Source organism: uncultured Ruegeria sp. (assembly GCF_947497005.1).
Lineage (GTDB): Bacteria > Pseudomonadota > Alphaproteobacteria > Rhodobacterales > Rhodobacteraceae > Ruegeria.
The window spans coordinates 109621-129216 of the sequence record NZ_CANMFF010000004.1; the positions used below are offsets into that span (position 1 = coordinate 109621).

General features: G+C 57.4%; 15 protein-coding genes and 1 pseudogene. 10 read left to right on the forward strand and 6 right to left on the reverse strand.

All coding sequences use genetic code 11. From position 1 onward, the window contains the following. Positions 1-138 precede the first annotated feature (138 nt). Together Q0816_RS07245 and Q0816_RS07250 are read right to left on the reverse strand one after the other, a co-directional pair. Positions 139-972: a SapC family protein gene (locus Q0816_RS07245; RefSeq protein ID WP_298849073.1), complete on the reverse strand. Its 834-nt coding sequence runs from the start codon at positions 970-972 to the stop codon at positions 139-141. 47 nt (positions 973-1019) lie between these two features. Further along, on the reverse strand, positions 1020-4910 hold the full coding sequence (locus Q0816_RS07250) for an Ig-like domain-containing protein (RefSeq protein ID WP_298849074.1): 3891 nt from the start codon (positions 4908-4910) through the stop codon (positions 1020-1022). Positions 4911-5060: 150 nt separating this feature from the next. On the opposite strand from Q0816_RS07250, the gene Q0816_RS07255 reads away from it, so the two are divergent. Then, positions 5061-7118 (forward strand): dockerin type I domain-containing protein, encoded by a 2058-nt coding sequence (locus tag Q0816_RS07255; RefSeq protein ID WP_298849075.1) that lies wholly within the window; start codon positions 5061-5063, stop codon positions 7116-7118. A 282-nt stretch (positions 7119-7400) separates the two neighbouring features. Here the strand turns inward: Q0816_RS07255 and Q0816_RS07260 are convergent, their stop codons facing one another. The 4 genes and pseudogenes from Q0816_RS07260 to Q0816_RS07270 all read right to left on the reverse strand — a co-directional run bounded on the left by Q0816_RS07260 (position 7401) and on the right by Q0816_RS07270 (position 9824). Continuing rightward, on the reverse strand, positions 7401-7982 hold the full coding sequence (locus Q0816_RS07260; protein WP_298849076.1) for a GAF domain-containing protein: 582 nt from the start codon (positions 7980-7982) through the stop codon (positions 7401-7403). Positions 7983-8194: 212 nt separating this feature from the next. Beyond that, positions 8195-8407, reverse strand: a complete 213-nt coding sequence (locus tag Q0816_RS07265) for a GAF domain-containing protein (protein WP_298849077.1) — start codon at positions 8405-8407, stop codon at positions 8195-8197. Continuing rightward, positions 8403-8591, reverse strand: a pseudogene (locus Q0816_RS26005) (hypothetical protein); the annotation flags it as partial. The gene Q0816_RS07265 and the pseudogene Q0816_RS26005, both read right to left, overlap by 5 nt. A gap of 207 nt (positions 8592-8798) precedes the next feature. Continuing rightward, complete coding sequence (locus Q0816_RS07270; protein WP_298849078.1) at positions 8799-9824, reverse strand: LacI family DNA-binding transcriptional regulator; 1026 nt, start codon at positions 9822-9824, stop codon at positions 8799-8801. A gap of 178 nt (positions 9825-10002) precedes the next feature. On the opposite strand from Q0816_RS07270, the gene Q0816_RS07275 reads away from it, so the two are divergent. From Q0816_RS07275 to Q0816_RS07315, 9 genes are read left to right on the forward strand one after another with little or no spacing between them, the layout of a single operon-like run. After that, positions 10003-10728: an SDR family NAD(P)-dependent oxidoreductase gene (locus Q0816_RS07275; protein ID WP_298849079.1), complete on the forward strand. Its 726-nt coding sequence runs from the start codon at positions 10003-10005 to the stop codon at positions 10726-10728. 12 nt (positions 10729-10740) lie between these two features. Next, entirely contained in the window at positions 10741-11895 is a 1155-nt protein-coding gene (locus Q0816_RS07280; protein WP_298849080.1) for a Gfo/Idh/MocA family oxidoreductase, read from the forward strand. Between the two features lie 10 nt (positions 11896-11905). Continuing rightward, positions 11906-12820 (forward strand): sugar phosphate isomerase/epimerase, encoded by a 915-nt coding sequence (locus Q0816_RS07285; protein WP_298849081.1) that lies wholly within the window; start codon positions 11906-11908, stop codon positions 12818-12820. A 55-nt stretch (positions 12821-12875) separates the two neighbouring features. Further along, entirely contained in the window at positions 12876-13913 is a 1038-nt protein-coding gene (locus tag Q0816_RS07290; protein ID WP_298849082.1) for an ABC transporter substrate-binding protein, read from the forward strand. Positions 13914-13970: 57 nt separating this feature from the next. Beyond that, positions 13971-15455 carry a sugar ABC transporter ATP-binding protein gene (locus Q0816_RS07295; protein ID WP_298849083.1) on the forward strand — a complete coding sequence of 495 codons (1485 nt, stop codon included), beginning with the start codon at positions 13971-13973 and terminating at the stop codon, positions 15453-15455. Next, positions 15452-16393, forward strand: coding sequence for an ABC transporter permease (locus tag Q0816_RS07300; RefSeq protein WP_298849084.1), 942 nt, complete (start codon positions 15452-15454; stop codon positions 16391-16393). The genes Q0816_RS07295 and Q0816_RS07300 overlap by 4 nt, the downstream gene beginning before the upstream one ends. Beyond that, positions 16390-17397 (forward strand): ABC transporter permease, encoded by a 1008-nt coding sequence (locus Q0816_RS07305; protein ID WP_298849085.1) that lies wholly within the window; start codon positions 16390-16392, stop codon positions 17395-17397. The genes Q0816_RS07300 and Q0816_RS07305 overlap by 4 nt, the downstream gene beginning before the upstream one ends. A gap of 10 nt (positions 17398-17407) precedes the next feature. Next, entirely contained in the window at positions 17408-18484 is a 1077-nt protein-coding gene (locus Q0816_RS07310) for a Gfo/Idh/MocA family oxidoreductase (protein ID WP_298849086.1), read from the forward strand. Beyond that, a complete protein-coding gene (locus Q0816_RS07315; protein WP_298849087.1) occupies positions 18481-19593 on the forward strand; it encodes a Gfo/Idh/MocA family oxidoreductase in 1113 nt (370 codons plus the stop codon). Before Q0816_RS07310 ends, Q0816_RS07315 begins: the two co-directional genes overlap by 4 nt. Positions 19594-19596 lie beyond the last annotated feature (3 nt).

Below are 19596 nucleotides of genomic sequence, written 5' to 3' on the forward strand. Positions count from 1 at the left end.
TTTGTCGATGGCTTTGTTGCCCCGGCCCCGGCGGTCCCGGGTGCAAAGGAAACAGCCACAGAGGATAAATCAGGAGAGGGCGTGCAAGCGGACATCAGTATAGCAAGCAGTGCAAGTGCGCCCCAACACACTATTGCTTTACAGGAGCGCATGGTGACCCTCCTGCCAGCAATGGTCCATGGTATTTTCTTTCTGTTGCGCTGTAACCAATGCGTCCAGAAACCCCGAAACGCCAGAAGTCGTAGGAGTTGGAGAACCACCAGTTACTTGATGGGCGCGGATTTGAGCTTGCGTCAGCCACACACAATGGGTCAATGAAATCTGATGGGCGTGTATCAATCGTAGGCCTTTGTTCGAGGCGAGCAGAGACATGTGCGCTGAGGGAATTTTTCGCAAAGCGTTCTGGTCGACGCCAAAATGTCCGCAAGGAAATTCAACACCCTGGTAAGAAGCAAGCGGATGAAACAGTCCCATGTCGGCAAGAACACGACATAGAAGAGTTGTGTTTCCCACGGACTTGTTCAAGGTGCGAAAGAACGCCCAAACTTTTTTCAACTCAGGTGCCAGTTTGCCTGTTTTATCAAAGAACACTTCGTCTTCAGGGTCGTCTGTGATCAGGCCTGAGGTTTCGTCGACAAGCAGCTCGGTATCACTATCATTCTGAGGTCCAATCAGTTGGGTTTGGAACGGAGCGCAACGCAATGCGGACGGTACATAAGTTGCCAGCCATCTGCCGTGTTCTGATACAAGTGGTGTCGGCTGGTCCTGTTGCATGGACAAAACAGCCACTGGGTAGTACCCGTGTTCAGATTTCCGGAAAGTGATCGGAAGGCTCGACGCCGCATGAAGAATTTCGGCTTCTACCACGGGGCATTCTGTCATGCCCCGTGCGAAATCAAACGACGTAAACCGCCTCCAGAACCGATGCCCATGCCGTACACGAGTGACCGGAGTTAAGCCATTCTGTGCCATAACTGCCTCATGATGTTGATAATCGTCTGCTTGTGCGCTGGGCTGGATTAAGCCGTTGCGCCAGTTGGGTCGGTGTGCAGGATATTATCTGTGTTTAGGCCACTCAGATCGTTCAAGTCTTGGAAAATGGCCACGGTTTCGATGCTGGCATCGTCATTTGCCAAGAAGTCTACCTTGACCAAAACGCTGTTCGTTCCGTCGGTCGCCATCACGTAAAGCTCATCCCCAGCTAGGGTTCCGGCAAAACTCTCTACGGCGGCTTCGATCGTGCTGGCGTTGAGGTCGGTGAGAACCGTATCGAGACCAACAAAGCCGGTATTTGCACCCAAGGAATCTCCAACAGAGAGTAATTCAAAGCCCGTGCCATCTCCGCGAAGTGTATTGACGCCCAACCCATTGAACATCAGTGCATCCGTAACGTCTGCTGCGGGGCCGATTGTAAAGCCGGTCACAGTATCTGTACCGTTGCTGGTGGAATCTGCCTCAAAGATTACGATGTCCCGCCCTGCTGCGGAAACGTCAATGGTATCATCGCCACCACCGCCGCGCGTGATGGTATCCGTGTTCGCAGCGACGAGTGTGTCATCACCAACGGTACCGATTTCAACAGTCGTAGGCCCACCATCCGATGTTCGGATTGTCAGCTCGATTGGTTGATCAAAGTCCTGGATCGTCATCGTGAACGCAACAAGTGGCTGAGATAGATCAGAAAAGGTGGTCGCGGCTCCGCCGAAATTCATCGTGTCGCCATTGCCTGGGCTGGCCAGAAATAAGTCGAAGGCGTTGTTTTCCGAAACTGATCCGGCGTCGAATGTGACAACTGAAGAGTCAAATGCGAGCTCTGCCGTCATGGCCAGGCCGGCCGATATATCTCTGTCTGCGTCGGCGTGGATAGCGAACGTGATTGTAGATCCCGTGCGCCCGACCTCTGATATCACGTAAGCGGCAGGTTCGTGGGCAACGGCCTGACCGGAGATCGGCAAGGGATCTGGTCCACCTGGTACCGTCGCTTGCGCTGAAAACATAAGGTCGTCACCCGCGGAAGTTGCCGAAAAATCGGATGCAGCGACAGTCAATGACCAAGACCCGTCTGCCGATACTGTTGCGGCTCCGACCGAGCTGCCGTTTAGCATGACATCCACCGACTGTCCGTTTGATAGCCCAGCGGATGAACCGTTCAGAGTAATGCCGGACGTTTGAGCGTCGCCAAGAGCGACAGCGTTGTTCACTCCGATATCGTTCAATGTCAGAATTGGGCGAAAATCAGTATTGATCGAGCTGCTCGCGACCGCAGAAGCGTTGCCAGCAAGATCGTCAACGGTTGCGGAAATGGGATAGTTCGTTCCATCAGAAAGAGCTGTAAGATCACTGGTGGGCACGGTAGCCGCCCAAACACCATTCGATACAACTCCGGTGTAGGTTTGTCCGCCAAACGTTACCGAGACGGTTTGTCCATTTTCGCCGGTTGTCGTGCCTGAGATTGCAAGATCCGTACCTTGCTCTGTCACGTCCAGAACGGATCCGACCGGCAATGTATCGATAGCAATCAAAGGTGCCGAAAAATCAGTGGCAAAGCTTGTTGTCGTTTGATTGCTATTTCCAGCTGCGTCAGAGATTGACGCATTGATGTCATAAGTCTCGGCGTCTTGCAGGCCGGATAGATCGGCCGCAGCTGTAACATAAGTCCAGATACCGCCGGACACTGTTGCTGTTCCAGTGACGTCCGTAGTGCCATCTGAGCGCACAATCTCGACCGCCACGACTGTTCCGTCCAGTGCATCTGAAGTTCCCGACACAGTCAGGTCCGTGCCTTGTTCAGATGCATTCATAACGGTCCCGTCCGATATGCTTGTAATCCCCAAGTTGGGTGGAGTGAAATCGGTGGAAAAGCTGCTGCTCGCCTGAGAAGCCGGGTTTCCGGCGGCGTCTGAGACATCCGCTGCGACGATCACAGTCGCTGCATCGGAAAGATTCGTCAGATCAATAGCTGGTACAATAGTACTCCAACTGCCGCCGGAGACTGTTCCGACATAAGATTGCCCGTTCAAATTGACGGTCACGGTTTGCCCGTCTTCGGCAGTTGTAGAGCCCGAAATGGTCAGATCTGTTGCTCGCTCGGCTGCGTTCATGACTGCTCCGTCCGAGAAGCTGTCGATGCTGAGCGTTGGTGCGGTCACATCCTTGGAAAGTGTTACGTCGGCCTGCGATGCCGCCAGGCCACTGGCATCGTTAACGTCGGCGGTAACAGAGAAATTGCCACCATCCGCCAGGGATGCCAGATCTCCGGTGGGGACGGTCACGTTCCATGTCCCACCGGTTACTGTTCCGGTGTATGTCTGGCCATCTAGGTTTACGGTGACCTGTTGACCATCCTCAACGTTGGCCGTCAGCCCTTTGATGATCAGATCGGATCCGGCTTCGGTTGCGTTCAGAACAGAACCGACAGGAAGTGGTGATATCGATACTGAAGGACCGGTCAAGTCCACGGGAACCGATACAAGGATCGGCATGGCCGGATTGCCCGACACGTCCTCCACGGCAACGACAATTGAGGCCGGCACCCCAGTGGAAAGATTACCCAGATCGGAATTGGGGATCGCAACACTCCAGCTTCCACTTGAAGCAGTGCCTGTGTACACCTGCCCATCAAACGTGACGATGATAGTTTGGCCATCTTCAGCCGTTGTGGAGCCGGTCAAAGCCAGGTCGCCGGCCACGTCGATCAGTTCAATCGAGCCGCCAGCCACCGGATCCAGAGAAACGGTTGGTAAAGTAAAATCAGTATTAATGGTTGCGCTGTCTTGTGAGGCAGAGTTTCCCGCGGCATCAGTTACATCCGCGGTGACGGTAATTGTCGCGCCATCAGGCAGGGTCGACAGATCTGCTGCCGGAACAATGACGTTCCATTGCCCGCCGGAAACCGTACCCGAATAGCTTTGTCCATTCAGCGAGATAGTTACGGTTTGCCCGTCTTCAGCATCCGTTGTCCCGGTGACTGTCAAATCCGTTGCTTGCTCAATCGAATTCAAAACAGCCCCGTCGGAAAACCCGGTAATCGATAGGGTTGGTGGAATTGTATCAATATCGAACTGAATGGATTGAGTTGACAGTTCCGTGCCTGAACCGTCCAGATGTCTAACCGTTACAGTTGACACGCCCTGAGGCAGTCCACTTGCTTCGGCAGCAGTAAGAGAAAGGCTCCAACTGCCGTCAGCGTTGGGCGTTACGGTTTTGACAAGCGAGCCTACAGAGACCTCAACGATCGTAGTTCCTTCGGGTGCCGCAGAATTGGTCCCGGCGCTGTTCAATGCCGTGGCTTGAAGCCCCGCCAGATTGAGGCTTGGGTAGCTCGGTTCGGGTTGGGCTACGACTGGTTCAGGAGTATTCTCACCGCCACCTCCACCACCTGCAGCGGCGGCTGCACCGGCCAGACCCAGCCCGCCAAGTGCAGCCCCGGCGCCACTGAAGCCACCAACTGCTGCACCGGCTTCTGCCGCGCTGAACTGCGCGATTTCAGCAACCGCCGCCTCAGCGATCATGATTGCTCCACTGTCCAAAATCTGTACGTTTTCTGCCTCGACGATCATTGTGCGGCCGTCAGACATTTTAAGAAGGACATCCCCGTTTTTCAGCAGTTTGACGGACCGCACACCTGGAATTGTCTCTGCAAATTGGAATGCATAAAGTTCTTCTACAGTTGCCTGCGACAACGCAGGCAACGCCATCAATGTAGACATAAGACCACCGGCCGCCCCTCGTCCCGCCCAGCGACCAAGCTTTCCATTGATCCATTTATGAACTTGAGACTTGCGGTTCGCGTCCGATGGATCAGCTTCCAGACGATTGTTGGACTCAGGTGCTTTGGTCATCTTGCCCTCACATGTAATGTCCGCGATCGCGCCAAAGGGGTTGGATGCGCTTTTTGACGATTTGCTCATCTGTTTCTCCCATTGGTTGCCGATGCGAACGGACCCGAAAAATTGAATTAAACTGAAACCGAACTTCTCGTTTTCACCACAATTCCGCTCTGGTTTCGGTCTGTGCATCTGGTCATCTTGTTGTCATTGCCAGGGGTGGCGTAGGAGGTGATGGCTGTGATGCTTCAGTTCGAAAGTGTAGTGGCAACGGGGAGCACGGCGCTCGATTCAGGTATCGGCGATACGGCTTTAAAAACGCTTAACGGGAATACGTATCTCTACACTGTGACCGGTCAGGGCGGCGGTGTCGCGGTTTGGAGACTGGTCGATGGCGCGTTACCGCAGTTGATTGACACTGAATACTACAGCGGGACGATCACCTTCCTGGTGGGGCGCAGCGGCACGCCAGTAACGCTGGCAGGAACAGAACAGCTTGTGCTCGACGTAAACACTGCCATGGGGCTGGTAGGTTATGACGTGAATGCAGACGGAACGATCGGCAGTTTGAAGGAAACAGGCACTCTTAACGGCGGCGGGGACATCTCGGCCATTGTACAGGTGTCGTTCGGGTCTTTGGATGTCGTTGCTGTGGCGCATGAGGACACAGGCAATATCGGGACATATTACGTGAACTCCGACGGGTCTCTCAGTCTTGCGGGCCTGATCACCGGCGAAGCCGATACCATGCAAACTTTGCGGGCAGGCTCGGAACTATTCCTGATTTCCGGCGACGCGGTCACAAACTCTGTTGCAACTTTTCGTATCGATTCCGATACCGCTACGTTGACCGAGATCGACAATAGTTCCGCCCTCGGAACCCTTGGTGTTTCTACCCCAACTGCGGTCGAGACTGTTGAGGCTTATGGTAAATCCTGGGTCGTCGTCGCAGGGTCCGGCAGCAATTCTCTCAGTGTTCTTCAATTGAACAGTGACGGAAGCCTGAAGGCGACGGACCATGTGCTTGATACGCTGCATACCCGCTTCGAATCGGTTCAGGATCTTGCGGTCGTGGATGTAAACGGGCAGGTCTTTGTGGTTGCAGGAGGGGGCGACGATGGGGTGAGCCTGTTCACCCTGACGCCTGAGGGCCAGTTGGTTCATCTGGACAGTTTCGCGGACACAGTCGCGAGTGGGTTGCAGAATGTCGAATCGCTTAGCGTTGCGCATGTGGGCGATGAGTTGCAGATTCTCGTGACCTCGCAACAGGATGCCGGAGTGACTGTTCTGAGCGTTCCGGTAGATGATCTGGGCATGGTGCGCAAAGGGTTCGGTACGGTGAACGGAACTGCGTCGAACGACATCTTGAGTGGCAGTATTCTGGACACCACTCTTTCAGGCGGTGCCGGAGCAGATATATTGATTGCTGGGGCAGGCGCGACGACCATGTCGGGTGGGGCTGGTGCCGACATCTTCGTAATGCAGTCTGGTAGTGGTCTGAGCACAATCACAGATTTTCAGGCAGGTGTAGATCGCTTGGATATGTTCGACTACTTGATGTTGCGATCACCGCAACAACTGACGTTTACCAGCACGGTGGATGGGGCTCAGATCGAGTACCGCGGCGAGATAGTACAGGTTCATTCTGCTTCGGGAGGGGCGCTAACAAGTACAGATATCTTCGGTGCGGGGTTTGGGGGACCGGATCACATTCCAGTAGATTTTGGGGACTTCGGAGGGCTAACGCCGGGCAGCTCTGATGGTTTGGCCGGTCAAATCGCAGTGGACAGTGAAGTCGCCAATCCCGGGCTGACGGACGCAGAAATCAGATTCACTCCGGACGGAGGGGGTACGGTTTCCGTTACCGCAGACGATCAGGGTCAGTTCGATCTGGATTTGCCGGATGGGACCTATCCCGGAACATTAGACATCATCAAACACTATTCTACGGCAAGTAGGGAAATCGATGCGTTGGATGCATTACAAGTGTTACGAATCTCGGTTGGTCTTGATCCGATTTGGGGTCCTGCGACTGCGGAAAACCTGATAGCTGCGGACGTTAACAGGGATGGAGCTGTCAACGCTCTGGATGCGCTCGTAATACTGCAAGTGGCCGTTGGACAGCCCACAACGCATGATCCTCAGTGGGTCTTTCTGGATGACAATGCTGATTTATCCGGTGTTACCAAGGACAATGTTGTCTATCAGACTGGTGTAGATGTCGTCGCTGTGGATGGGGTAATCAATGCTGATATGACGTCGATCTTGTTGGGTAACCTCGAAGCGGCCTGAGCAGTAAGTTTGTATTGCCAATTTGTTGACTGGGTTTGATGAGGGTATGTCAGCCCTATGAATTTTCCGATTGATATGCCGTGCCTGAAAGGCTTCCACTACCCTCGTGAGGTCATATCGTTTGCTGCCTGGGCGGGAAAGCGAAATCTATTGTTTTTTGCTTCTGATCGTTCAAATGAATCCGGGTGAAGCAAGTAGTCTGTCCATATGCCATCCAACATGGAGAATGTGCCGTGAGCCGCATCTTGTGCGACCTGGTTGGGATGTTCGATATCGGCCTCTTTAGCGATACGTACGAATGCGTTGAGGACCAAGTTTCGAAGCTTGGCGTCGTGGGTATCTGAAAATGCAGCTAGAAGTCGACTTGACCACACAGCATCGAATTGCCTCCAAAGGCACGTTCAGCCTGCAGCCCAATCCGAACGCATATTCCGGGGAAAAGATACGTGAGGAAACCTCCAGGATGGAATCCAGAACCGGCGGAAGATCGTTGGGTGAGCGCGAGATGACGTCTAGCACTTCAGACGTCGCCGTCTGATACTTCAGCGCCTCTTCGACGTCGGCAGTGCGTTCTCGAGTCTTTCGGAACAGTCGCGCATTCTCAATGGCGATGCTGGCTTGATTGGCAAAACCCTGAACGAGCTCGACGCTGTTTTGCTGTGGCGGTCCGGCCTCTGCCCAACCGACAATTACAACGCCCCAAAACCGCGCCTCTGCCCGGATTGGAATGGCCATCAGTCGCCGATATCCAGCCTTTCGGGCAAGCTCAAGACTGAAATATTCGAGCCCCTGCGCATCCGCTAGTTGCTGGACTTCGCAGCTTTCAACGAACAGTGGGGCCAAATGGCACTTGGACGCTTCCACTGGGTAGTCCGACGTCGGTGCCTTTAAAGTAGCCTGCGGAAACCCGTATTGTGCTCAGAAATGATAGAGCTTGCTGCCAAAGCGTTCCAGGACACAGAGCTGCACTCCACAAGGCTCTGCGGATTTTTGCACGACAAGATCAAACACAGGCTGGATGTCGGACGACGCTTCGTTAATGACGTGCAAGATTTTGGCGCTCGCTCGTTCGCGCATCAACGCTTATTCACCTCGGCCGTGCGTGCCCGCACTTCTTCAAAGAGCCGGGTGTTGTACATGGCAATCAGCGCCTGGGATGCGAACGTTTCCAAGAGAGCGATTTGTTTTGAATTGAATGGTGCGGCTTTGTCGTAGCAGAGCACAATTTTCGATGGCAATGACTGCGTGCTTGGCGAATCCTTCAACCAACTGCACGTCAGAGTCAGCATATGGCCGCACCTCACGGCGGCTTACCGCGATGGCACCAATGGTCTGATCTCCTTGCATTAAGGTAACTGCACCGCGTGATCGAATGCCTTCGACCTTGACCATCATGACTGCTACTTGGTCGTCCGAGCGGTAAAAGTCAGTCTCAATCAGATCGTCGATGCGAACGACCTCGCCTGTTCGAATCGCTTTAGCTACAGTTACCGACCCTTCAAGTGGCCATTTCTCTCACGAAAAACGCGGCACATGCGTACATGAAGGGCGGCATTCGGGTCAAAGGGATCAATCTCGGCTGGGCATTGACAGAGGCGGAAGATCGGTTGCATCAAGAGTTCTATGAGCGGGAGAGGATTGAGCAGAAATGGCTGGCAAAACGCAGCCGTTGGGGGCGCCTTAGGCAGGTGGAGGTGCGGTGCTGTCACGGATGACAAGTTCCACTGGGACCAGCGGCTCAGTGGTGCGGGGCGTGTTAGGGTTTGCCAACCGCTGCAAAAGCGCCTCGGCAGAGCGACGACCCAGTACGTTGCGGTCTTGACGAATTGTTGTCAGGGCCGGGATTGAAAATTCTGCCATTTCGATGTCGTCAAAGCCGACAACGGAAATGTCGTGCGGTACTTTCAGCCCGCCCGCCTCCAGACCCGCTATCAAACCAAACGCCACCATGTCGGCCGAACAGAACACGGCTGTCGGTCGCTCGGCCATTGCAAGGATCCGGCGGGCAGCCGCATGGCCGGAATCAAGCGAGAAATCGCCGCGGATAATATGCTCTGAACTGGCGGGGAGGCCAAGGCTGGTCCGTTCATCCATCATGCCCTGGCGGCGGGCAGTCGTCAGCACGTTGCCTTCCGGTCCGGTGACATGGGCAATCCGCCTGTGCCCCAGCTCAAATAGGTGGCGCATCGCGAGCCGCGCGCCTTCAGCATTGTCGCTGGCAATCACCGGAAAGTCAGTGCTTTCGGCCCATTCGCACAGAAAAACGATGTGCTTGTCGGCGCCCTGCGCAGTGCACAAATCAAGGCTGGTCTGAGTAATCTTGCCGTCAAGGCAAATGGCACCATCGACGCGACCATCACTGAAATAGCCTGCAAGCGTTTCGGTCTTGAGCGGGTTGGTGTTGGTGTCGGAGATCAGCACGGCATACTCGGAGCCAGCAAAACCTTCGCTGATTCCGGCCAGCAGGCCGGAATAGAACGGGATGCGCAGGTCTGGTATCAGCACGAGGACGGCACCAGCCCGCTGCATCCGCAAGTTCCGCGCAGCCAGGTTCACGCGATAACCGGTGGCACGAATTGCGCCGAGAACGGTCTCGCGCGTTTCCGGTGCGACGCGTGCCGGAGAGGTCAAAACCCTGCTGACAGTCGCTGTGGACACATTTGCCTTTCGGGCGACATCCTGGATTGTCGCGGGTTTCTGGACCATCGCCTAACCTCGTCGCATCCGGCTGGTGGGTTGACTCCATATAGCGGAATCGCGCATCGTGCAATCGATTACACAGCATTCAAACGATCCATGGAGTGATATGTAATCGATTGCAGGTCCGAAAATGACCTTTTGGGGGACAGGTGACAGATCGCATTAAGAAATCCGAGAATCGCTCATGAGCAAGGCGGCTTTTGACTTTGCCGGCGCGCACGTTGTTGTCATCGGGGCAAGCCGGAGTGGCATCGGGGCGGCGATAGCTCGGGCGTTTCAAGACGCGGGTGCGGATGTGGCGATCACCGGGGTCGAAGCGGCGCCGGCAAGCGAGGATGCGGAGCGGTTTGTTTACACGCAGATCGATGTTACGGAAACCAAAGCGGTGCGGAAATTCGCAAGGGACCAGGGCGCGGTCGATGTGCTGGTGAATTGCGCAGCTATCACCCGGCGGGATGAAGAGATGGTGCCGGACTTCTTCGCGAAGGTTCTCGATATCAACTTGACAGGGTCCTTTCGCTGCGCCGAGGCATTCCACGACGGGCTGGCAGCCACCAGCGGGTCGGTAATCAACATCGCGTCGATGTATGCGCGTTTCGGCTCACCGATGAACCCGGCCTATGGCGCGTCGAAGGCCGGGATTGAGCAGTTGACAAAGTCGCTGTCAATTGCCTGGGCGGGTGATGGTATCCGGGTGAACGCCATCGCACCGGGGTTCATTGTAACAGAACAATCGGCGCGGGCGCGAGAATCTGAAGAGTTCGTGCAGAGCGTCGAGGCGCGGACCCCCATGGCCCGGTGGGGCCGGCCATCCGACATCACCGGAGCGGCGCTGTTTCTGGCCTCTGGGGCGGCAGGCTTCATCACCGGCGTTTGCCTGCCGGTTGACGGGGGATATTCGGGTGTTTGAGGAAACGAAGCGATGAGAGGCTTGAACGAAATCGGCGCGGCGGTGATCGGGACCGGCTTTATCGGGACGGTGCATTTGCAGGCGCTGAGGCGTCTGGGCGTGCGCGTCGAAGGTTTGCTTGGATCGTCGCCGACGCGGAGCGCGAAGCGGGCAGGAGATCTGGGCGTCGCCAAGGGCTATGCCGATCTCGATGCGTTGCTAAGTGATGATGCGGTCGATGTTGTGCATGTAACCTCGCCCAACCATGCGCATTATCTGCATGTGAAAGCGATTCTGGCCGCTGGCAAGCATGTGGTTTGCGAAAAGCCGCTGGCGATGACTTCGGCAGAAAGTGCGGAGATGGTCGAACTGGCCGCCGCCTCGGGCAAGATCTGCGCGGTTTGCTACAACATCCGCTTTTATCCCTTGAACCAACAGGCGCACGGAATGGTGCGGAATGGCGAGCTTGGGGACATTCGGTTCGTCTCAGGCCGCTACCATCAAGACTGGTTGGCCAAGCCTACGGATTGGAACTGGCGGCTGGTCAGCGAAGAAGGCGGGGAGCTCCGCTCGGTCGGGGATATCGGCACTCATTGGGTGGACCTCACGGGGTTTGTCACCGGGCTCAGGCCCAAGGCGGTGATGGCGGATCTGGCGACCTTCATTCCCGAACGGCAGAAACCGTTGGGTCCGGTCGAAACCTTTGCTGCCGGGTCTGGGGAAACCGAGGCGGTGAAGATCGACACCGACGACGCGGCGATGATCCTAATCCGCTATGAGGGTGGCGCGCGGGGCATTATGAGCACAAGCCAGATCAATATCGGACGCAAGAATTCGCTGCAATGGGATGCCGCGGGCGCCAAGGCGAGTGCGGCCTGGGACAGTGAAACTCCGGACCACCTGTTCATCGGGCACCGGGATATGCCGAACCAGACATTGATGCGTGATTTCACTCTGATGAACGACCTTGGCACACAGGCGGCAACCTTGCCGCCGGGACATGTGGAGGGTTTTGCCGACAGTTTCTTCAACTTCTTCCGGGCGGTCTATGGTGATGTCCTCGCTGGTGGGCGGTCCGAAGGGGCGACCTGGGCCACTTTTGTGGATGGGCATGACGAGATGCTGTTCTGCGAGGCGGTTTCGAGGTCTGCGCGGGAAAACCGTTGGGTTCAATTGGGCGAGATATGAGGGTGACAGCATGAAGTTGGGGCTTTTGACAGCACCTTTCGAGGACACGGCGCTGAGCGAAGTAGCGGGCTGGGCCAAGTCATCCGGGTTTTCGGCGCTGGAGATTGCCTGCTGGCCCGCCTCGGGTGGGGAAAAGCGGCGTTACGCTGGCACCAGCCATATCAACGTGGATGGTCTCAGTGCGTCAAAGGGCAAGGACATTGTCGAGATGCTCGGCGGGCAAGGGATCGAGATTTCTGGACTGGGATATTACCCCAACCCGTTGCACGCCGACACGGGCCATCGCGACGAGGTAATCGGGCATCTCAAGAAGGTGATTACAGCCGCTGGCGGCATGGGCATCGGCGTCGTGAATACCTTCGTCGGCGGTGACAGGACTCTCAATGTCGATGAGAACTGGGCGCGAGCGCAGGATATCTTTGCACCTATCGTCAAACATGCGTCAGACGCAGGCGTGAAGCTGTGTTTTGAAAACTGCCCGATGATCTTCAGTTACGATGAATGGCCCGGCGGTCACAACATTGCGTACAGCCCGAAGATCTGGCGGCGCATATTCGAGGAGTGGGGCGATGATGTTGGTATGAATTTCGACCCCTCGCACCTCATCTGGCAGTTCATCGACCAGACGCGGTTCATCAAGGAATTCGGGCCCTATATGGGTCATGTCCACGCTAAGGACCTGATGATCGACCGCGACGGCCTTTATGAAAACGGTATCATTTCAGCAGGAATGGGCTGGCAGATACCGCGGCTTTGCGGATTGGGCGATGTGGACTGGTCCGACTTCTTCTCGGGCCTCTATCTTGCGGGGTACGACGGACCGATAATTATCGAGCATGAAGATCGTCTGTTCGAAGGAACGGACGACAAAGTGAAGCGGGGCTTTCTCCTCGCGCGTGACGTGCTGCAACCGTACATCAAGTGACGGGGCGGTGATTTTGACGAAACCAGAACGAACCAGTCTAGGGAGGACTAAGCCTATGAAGAAGTTCCTGACAGCGACAGCAGCAATAGCGTTGGCCATACCGATGGCAACGGCGGCGTTCGCCGATGGCCACAAGAGCTATACAATCGGCGTGTCGAACACCGTTCAGGGCAACGGCTGGCGCGAGCAGATGATCTGCGCAATGCGCGCTCAGGCGCTTGTCGAAGGCGATGTAAGCAACCTGATCGTGGCGCACCGGAACACCGACAGCGCAGGCCAGCTTGAGGATCTCAACAACCTGATCGAAGCGGGCGTGGACGCGATTGTCCTCAATCCTTCAAATCCTGACGCATTGAACTCGGCGCTCGAAGCGGCGATGGCCAAGGACATTGTCGTGGTCGCAGTGGACGCTGGTGTGACGGCAGAAGGGGCCTACATCCTGTCCAACAATCAGGAACAGTATGCCTATCTTGGTGCCAAGTGGCTGTTTGAGCAGCTGGGTGGCAAAGGCGACGTTGTCTACATGCGCGGAATCGCAGGTGTGTCGGCTGATACGGATCGGGACAACGGGTTCAAACGAGCCCTGGCAGAGTACCCGGACATCAAGGTTGCGCACGAGGTCTTTACCGGTTGGCAGCAGGACCAGGGCAAGCAGCAGATGTTTGATTTCCTTGCAACCGGCATTCCATTTGACGGCGTCTGGACCAGCGGGATCGACAATGTGATCGTCGATGCGTTCACGGAATCCGGTGCGCCGCTGGTGCCGATTGTGGGTGCGGACAACGCAGGTTTCGTCCAGTATCTGACCGAGGTCGATGGCCTACAGGGCGCTGCCGTGACCAACCCCGGTTCAGTGGGGGGTGCAGGCATCGCCCTGGCGGTTGATATTCTCAACGGCGAAGCTCCCGCCGAAAAGACCGTGTTGGTTGATCCGGTTCTTTGGGAAAATGCCACGGACGGTGGCCGCGCGACCATCACGGCCGCGCAGAACCCCAACCTTGATCCGGAATGGCCGGTTTCGGTGACGGTCCCGGGCTGGACCGACTACACGATGGAGCAGATCATCGCCTGCGAAGGTCCCGGCGACAGCTGATCGCAATTCCGGCGGCCCGCCTGTTTGGGCCGCCGCTTTCGCTCTCAAGGATAAATGATGAACGACATCGCTGCTCTTGACGCCTCGGGCATCTCAAAAAGCTTCGGGGCCGTCCGGGCGCTGACCGACGCACACCTGCGTGTTGCGGCAGGTGAGGTTGTGGCGCTGATGGGGGCCAATGGCGCGGGAAAATCGACTTTCGTCAAGATCATCACCGGCGCGCTCAGGCCCGACACGGGTAAGGTGATGATCCGTGGGCAAGAGGCGCATGTCGGCAGTCCGGCGCAAGCGCGTCGGTCGGGGCTGGTGCCGGTTTATCAGGAACCCTCACTGATCCCCGATCTCGATGTTGGTGACAATCTGCGGCTTGGCGATACACCAGTCGCCGCATTTCAGAGCTGGACCGAGAAACTTGGCGTGCCGGATGTACGCTTGTCCGACATGATTTCGGATCTGCCACTTGCCACGCTGCGCATCCTTGACCTCGCCCGTTCACTGGCGGCGGAGCCGGATGTGTTGTTGCTCGATGAGATGACTGCGGCTTTGCCGACCGATCTTGTCGAGCGGGTTCTGAAAGTTGTCCGGGAGCGCGCAAATGCCGGGATGGGCGTGATCTATGTCTCGCACAGGTTTACCGAAATCTCAGAATTGTGTGACCGTGCTTCCGTCTTGCGCGACGGGCAGACGGTGGGGGATTTGCCAATTGAGCCGGGCGTCGAGGAGAAGGCCGTTGAACTGATGCTGGGTCAGTCGCTTAACCTGTCGCGTCAAAGATCATCCGAAGATCGGAAAGTGCTGGGCGGAACACCAAGGCTGAGCGCAAAGGACCTGGCGGCTGGGCCAAAACTAACGGATGTCTCGTTCGACCTATATTCCGGCGAGGTTCTGGGTGTGGTGGCGTTGGAAGGGCAAGGACAGGACGAATTATTCGATGTTCTGTCGGGTTTCCAACGGCCCACGGCGGGTCAGATCGAAGTCGACGGTTCCCCGGTAAATTTCGGTCACCCCGCAGATGCCATTTCGGCAGGGCTGACAATTGTTCCTGGCGACCGGAGCGAAGCGCTTCTGGCGGAGCGGTCCGTGCGTGAAAACATTGCCCTGCCTTTTGCGGCACAGGTGAGGAATTGGGGGCCGCTGCGGCTTAGAAAGGAACGCAGCCGGGTAGATTATGCCATTGATCGTCTGCAAATCGACACGCGTGCCAAGGGTGAGGTTCAGCGATTGTCAGGTGGCAATCAGCAGAAGGTAACGATTGGCAGGTGGCTTGCCGCTGGGGTGCAAACGCTGCTGCTTTTTGATCCGACGCGGGGGATCGACGTGCGGACCAAACGGCAAATCTATCCGCTTGCGCGGGAACTGGCTGAAAACGGGGCGGCGGTGCTGTTCTACACCTCCGAACTCGAAGAGGTGGCACTGGCCTGCGACCGCGCCATCGTGATCTTCAACGGACGGGTCGTGGCCGAGATTGACGCGGCGGATGCGGATGAACAGACCCTCATGCGCGCCGCCTACGGGTTGATGAATGCGGAGGGCACCGCATGACCGCGTCGCTTGGGAAACACGCCTGGGTTCTGGGGCTGCTAGTGCTGTTTCTGGTCTTGATCGGGCTTACTAAATTGGTGCAGCCGTCGTTCAGCTTGGCGGGCATCGAGAGCCTGACTCGCGCGGCTTTGCCCTTTGCCTTTGCGACGGCGGGCATGGCAGTGGTTGTGATCGTCGGCGGGATCGATCTGTCAGTTGCGTCCATGATGGCGGTCTGCGCTGTCACTGCGGCGGTTTTGATGGAGCGTATGGCGGGTGTGCCAGCGATCCTCATTGTCTTGGCAGTGGGGTTGGGCATGGGGCTGATCAATGGTGTATTGATCGTCCTGACAAAAGTGCCGGATATCGTGGCAACGCTGGCGATGCTTTTTGTCTGGGAGGGCACGGCACTCCTGATCCTCAATACACCGGGCGGAGCTACGGCGGATTGGGTGGAGGCCGGCATTCGCGGGTCGTTCCTGATTGGCTGGTTTCCCAAGGCGCTGGTCGTGCTTGTGGTGGGCATTGCCCTGGTCTGGGTGCCGCTGCGGCGCTCCAAGCTGGGGCTGTCGATTTACGCAACAGGCTCTGACGAAACGGCTGCGTTCCGCTCCGGTGTGCCGGTTGGGCGAACCAAGATCATTGCTTATGGAATCTGCGGCCTCTACTGCGCCATGGGGGGGCTGAGTTTGGCTGCGCTGACGGGGATCGGAGAACCTGTGCCGGGCCCATACCTTCTGGCGTCGGTGGCTGCGGTCGTTTTAGGCGGCGTTGTCCTGGGGGGTGGCAAAGGCGGCCTACTGGGCCCCATCATCGCCGTCTTCATCCTGCGCATCATCCGCTCAATCCTGACCTTCTTGTCCGTTGATCCAAACGTGACGACAATCATCGAAGGCGTGATCATGGTGGCCGTGGTCATGCTTGGCGCGGCACTGACGCATCGAGGGACACGAAAATGAGCACAACCGACACCGATCCGCCACTGCTGCGATTGGGACGTGCGATGCGGGACAATCCGCTGATCCCGCTGGTCCTCTTTCTTTTCGCGTTGGTTGTTCTTCTTGAAGTGCTGCGCCCCGGGATCGTAATGCCCATTCGGTCCGGGCGGGACGGCCTGATCTCGACCTTCTGGGTTGGCAACCTGATCAAATTTGCGATCCCGCTGGCGATGCTTGCAGCGTGTCAGGTGTTGACCATGCTAACGGCAGGAATTGACCTGTCTGCTGGGATCGTGGCGACCGTTGCGGCGTTTGTTTGCGCCACGCTTAGTTCCATCTGGGGCGTGGCCCCTGCCGTGCTGATTGCGCTGGCGACAGGGCTGGTGGTTGGTGTGGTGAACGGTGTCGGCGTCGGGATCGTACGGGTTCACCCGCTGATCATGACGCTAGGGACGGGACTGATCGCGACCGGGTGCCTGCAAGTATACCAACGGCTGGTCATCAACGCCGGGGCCGAGGTTCCCACTTTCCTGAGCTGGCTTGGAACCGGGCGCACGCTGGGGATGCCGAACGGGCTTTATCTTTTTGTACCCTTCTCCGTCTTTGTAATCTGGCTGATGCGATACACTGGTTTCGGACGGCTGCTGTTTGCGCTTGGTTCGAACGAAAATGCCGCCAAGCTGTCGGGCGTGCGGTCCTGGCAGGTGTATATCGCGCTCTATGCGCTTTCGGGTCTCATCGCGGCACTGGCAGGGCTGCTCTATCTGGGAATCATCCGCCAGCCGTCGCTGAGCCTGGCAAACCCGCTGCTGCTGCCCTCTGTGGCCGCAGCGGTGATTGGTGGGACTTCGATCTTCGGAGGCCGCGGTAGCTATGCGGGCGCGATCGTTGGCGCGCTGATCCTGCGGGTTCTCGATACGATGCTGACGCTTTTGCAAATGCCGGAGGGCGCACGGACTGCGCTCTTTGGGCTGATCATTCTGGCTGTAACTGCGCTTTACGTAAGGATCACCGGCGCAAGGTAGGGAGAGCGAAATGACCAAACATCGCATTGTCGGGATCAGTTTCGATCACATGCATATGGGCGATCTACTGCGGCAGGTGGACGAACACCCCGACGCCGAAATCGCCGCCATTTTCGATCCCGACCCGTCACGGATGGCAGGGGCCATTGAGGCATTTGGCCTTTCCGCAGACCGCGTTTTCACAGAATTCGATGCCTGCATGGCGGCAGGACCCTACGACCTTGCGCTTCTGTGTGCTGCAACGGCGGATCACGCCGACTACACCGAACGTCTTGCCCCCCATGGCGTGAACGTCTTTGTTGAAAAACCGTTTGCCGCCTCGGTCAAGGATGCCCGGCGCATGATTGCGGCGATGGAAGGGACAGGCAGACAGATGGTGATCAACTGGCCGCTGCGCTGGGTCGAAAGCCATGTCACGGCCAAGCGGCTAATTGACGAGGGAGTGATCGGCAATCTGATCGAGGTTCACTTCTACGACGGCAATCGGGGGCCGCTCTATCACCTGGCTGACAAGGTCGAGGTCAGCCCCGAAGAAGTAGAGCGGCAAAAACCCAGTTCATGGTGGTACAAGAAGTCCTCGGGCGGGGGCGCCCTGCTCGACTACCTTGGCTACGGTGCAACCTTGGGAACGTGGTACATGAACGGGGAAGCCCCGATTGAAGTCACCTGCACAACGGACGAGACAGCGGGGATCGAGGTGGATCAGCACGCGATTGCGGTCTGCCGATATGCGCGCGGTTTGAGCAAGATGGAAACGCGCTGGGGGACTTTCACTGATCCCTGGTCGATCCAGCCCCAACCCACCTGCGGGTTCACCTTTGTCGGCACGGATGGGACGATTGCGTCACCCGACTACGCAAGCCACCTCACGGTACAGACCCGCGCGCGACCCGAGCGGCAAGAGGTCGTGGTTGATCCGCTGCCCGAAGGCGCAAGGAACGGGATCGAGTTTGTGCTGGGCTGCCTGACGCGCGGAGAGGCCGTGGGCGGGCCACTTGACGCCGAACTTTGCCTGATCGCGCAGCGGATTGTCGACACGGCGGTCCAGTCGGCTGCACAGAAACGCACCTTGGCACTGGTGCCATGACCGAAGAGGTTGATCAGGACATCTATGCGCTGAAATCGGCGGAACCGGCAGTGGTCGCAGCACCCGACATCCCCTATCGACCGCCTGCCCCAAAGAACTATCGCCCCCGGATCGGGATGATCGGGACCGGAGGGATATCAGCGGCGCATCTTGATGCATACCGGACGGCCGGTTGGGACGTTGCCGCGCTTTGGAACAGGACGCGCGCCAAGGCGGAGGCGAAGGCGGCGGAATTCTATCCCCGCGCGCAGGTTTTGGACGGCTGGCAGGCCATGATCGATACACCTGACATCGATGTGATTGACGTGACCCTGCACCCCGAACACCGCGCACCAGTGATCGATGCCGCGCTGAAGGCAGGCAAACATGTGCTGAGCCAGAAGCCTTTTGTCGAAGACCTTTTAAACGGTGAACGGCTGGTAGATCTGGCGCGAGAGAATAACGTCAAGCTGGCCGTCAACCAGAATGGCCGTTGGTCGCCACATATGGCATGGATGCGGGGCGCCGTGCGCGCCGGCCTGATTGGAGAGGTCATTTCGGCGCATGTCACCATGCAATGGGACCACGGCTGGACCGCAGGCACACTCTTTGACGATATTGAAGACCTCGTGTTCTGGGACTTTGGCGTGCACTGGTTCGATTTCATCTCGTCGATTCTGGGTGATCGGGTCGAAAGCGTTTTCGCAACGACAACGTCAAGGGCCGGTCAGGTCAACAAGGTGCCGTTGATGGCGCAGGCACTGGTACGCGCAAAAGGCGCTCAGGCGAGCCTTGTATTCGACGGCGGCGTGCCGCTGGGGGCGCGGGACAGCACCGTGATCTGCGGGACCAAGGGCATGTTGACCTCTGATGGGCCGGATCTTGGAAGCCAGCAGGTGACCCTGACCACCGAAGAGGGCGTGGCCAGGCCGGAATTGAAGGGGCTGTGGTTCAATGACGGGTTCCGGGGGGCGATGGGGGAGCTTCTGGTCGCGATCGAAGAGGGCAGCGAACCGGAAAATTCGGCCGCCGGAAACCTGGCGTCGCTGGCGTTGACCTTTGCTGCGATCGCGGCCCGTCGGACGGGCAAAGAAGTGGCGGTCGGCAGCGTGCAGCGCTTGGACGGATGACGC

What these genes read in the sequence shown, in the direction of transcription:
- Q0816_RS07310 (WP_298849086.1), top strand. Translation starts at nt 17,408, where the DNA reads ATGACCAAACATCGCATTGTCGGGATCAGTTTCGATCACATGCATATG.
- Q0816_RS07285 (WP_298849081.1), top strand. Translation starts at nt 11,906, where the DNA reads ATGAAGTTGGGGCTTTTGACAGCACCTTTCGAGGACACGGCGCTGAGC.
- Q0816_RS07270 (WP_298849078.1), bottom strand. Translation starts at nt 9,824, where the DNA reads ATGGTCCAGAAACCCGCGACAATCCAGGATGTCGCCCGAAAGGCAAAT.
- Q0816_RS07275 (WP_298849079.1), top strand. Translation starts at nt 10,003, where the DNA reads ATGAGCAAGGCGGCTTTTGACTTTGCCGGCGCGCACGTTGTTGTCATC.
- Q0816_RS07290 (WP_298849082.1), top strand. Translation starts at nt 12,876, where the DNA reads ATGAAGAAGTTCCTGACAGCGACAGCAGCAATAGCGTTGGCCATACCG.
- Q0816_RS07280 (WP_298849080.1), top strand. Translation starts at nt 10,741, where the DNA reads ATGAGAGGCTTGAACGAAATCGGCGCGGCGGTGATCGGGACCGGCTTT.
- Q0816_RS07265 (WP_298849077.1), bottom strand. Translation starts at nt 8,407, where the DNA reads ATGCTGACTCTGACGTGCAGTTGGTTGAAGGATTCGCCAAGCACGCAG.
- Q0816_RS07305 (WP_298849085.1), top strand. Translation starts at nt 16,390, where the DNA reads ATGAGCACAACCGACACCGATCCGCCACTGCTGCGATTGGGACGTGCG.
- Q0816_RS07315 (WP_298849087.1), top strand. Translation starts at nt 18,481, where the DNA reads ATGACCGAAGAGGTTGATCAGGACATCTATGCGCTGAAATCGGCGGAA.
- Q0816_RS07255 (WP_298849075.1), top strand. Translation starts at nt 5,061, where the DNA reads ATGGCTGTGATGCTTCAGTTCGAAAGTGTAGTGGCAACGGGGAGCACG.
- Q0816_RS07245 (WP_298849073.1), bottom strand. Translation starts at nt 972, where the DNA reads ATGGCACAGAATGGCTTAACTCCGGTCACTCGTGTACGGCATGGGCAT.
- Q0816_RS07250 (WP_298849074.1), bottom strand. Translation starts at nt 4,910, where the DNA reads ATGAGCAAATCGTCAAAAAGCGCATCCAACCCCTTTGGCGCGATCGCG.
- Q0816_RS07295 (WP_298849083.1), top strand. Translation starts at nt 13,971, where the DNA reads ATGAACGACATCGCTGCTCTTGACGCCTCGGGCATCTCAAAAAGCTTC.
- Q0816_RS07300 (WP_298849084.1), top strand. Translation starts at nt 15,452, where the DNA reads ATGACCGCGTCGCTTGGGAAACACGCCTGGGTTCTGGGGCTGCTAGTG.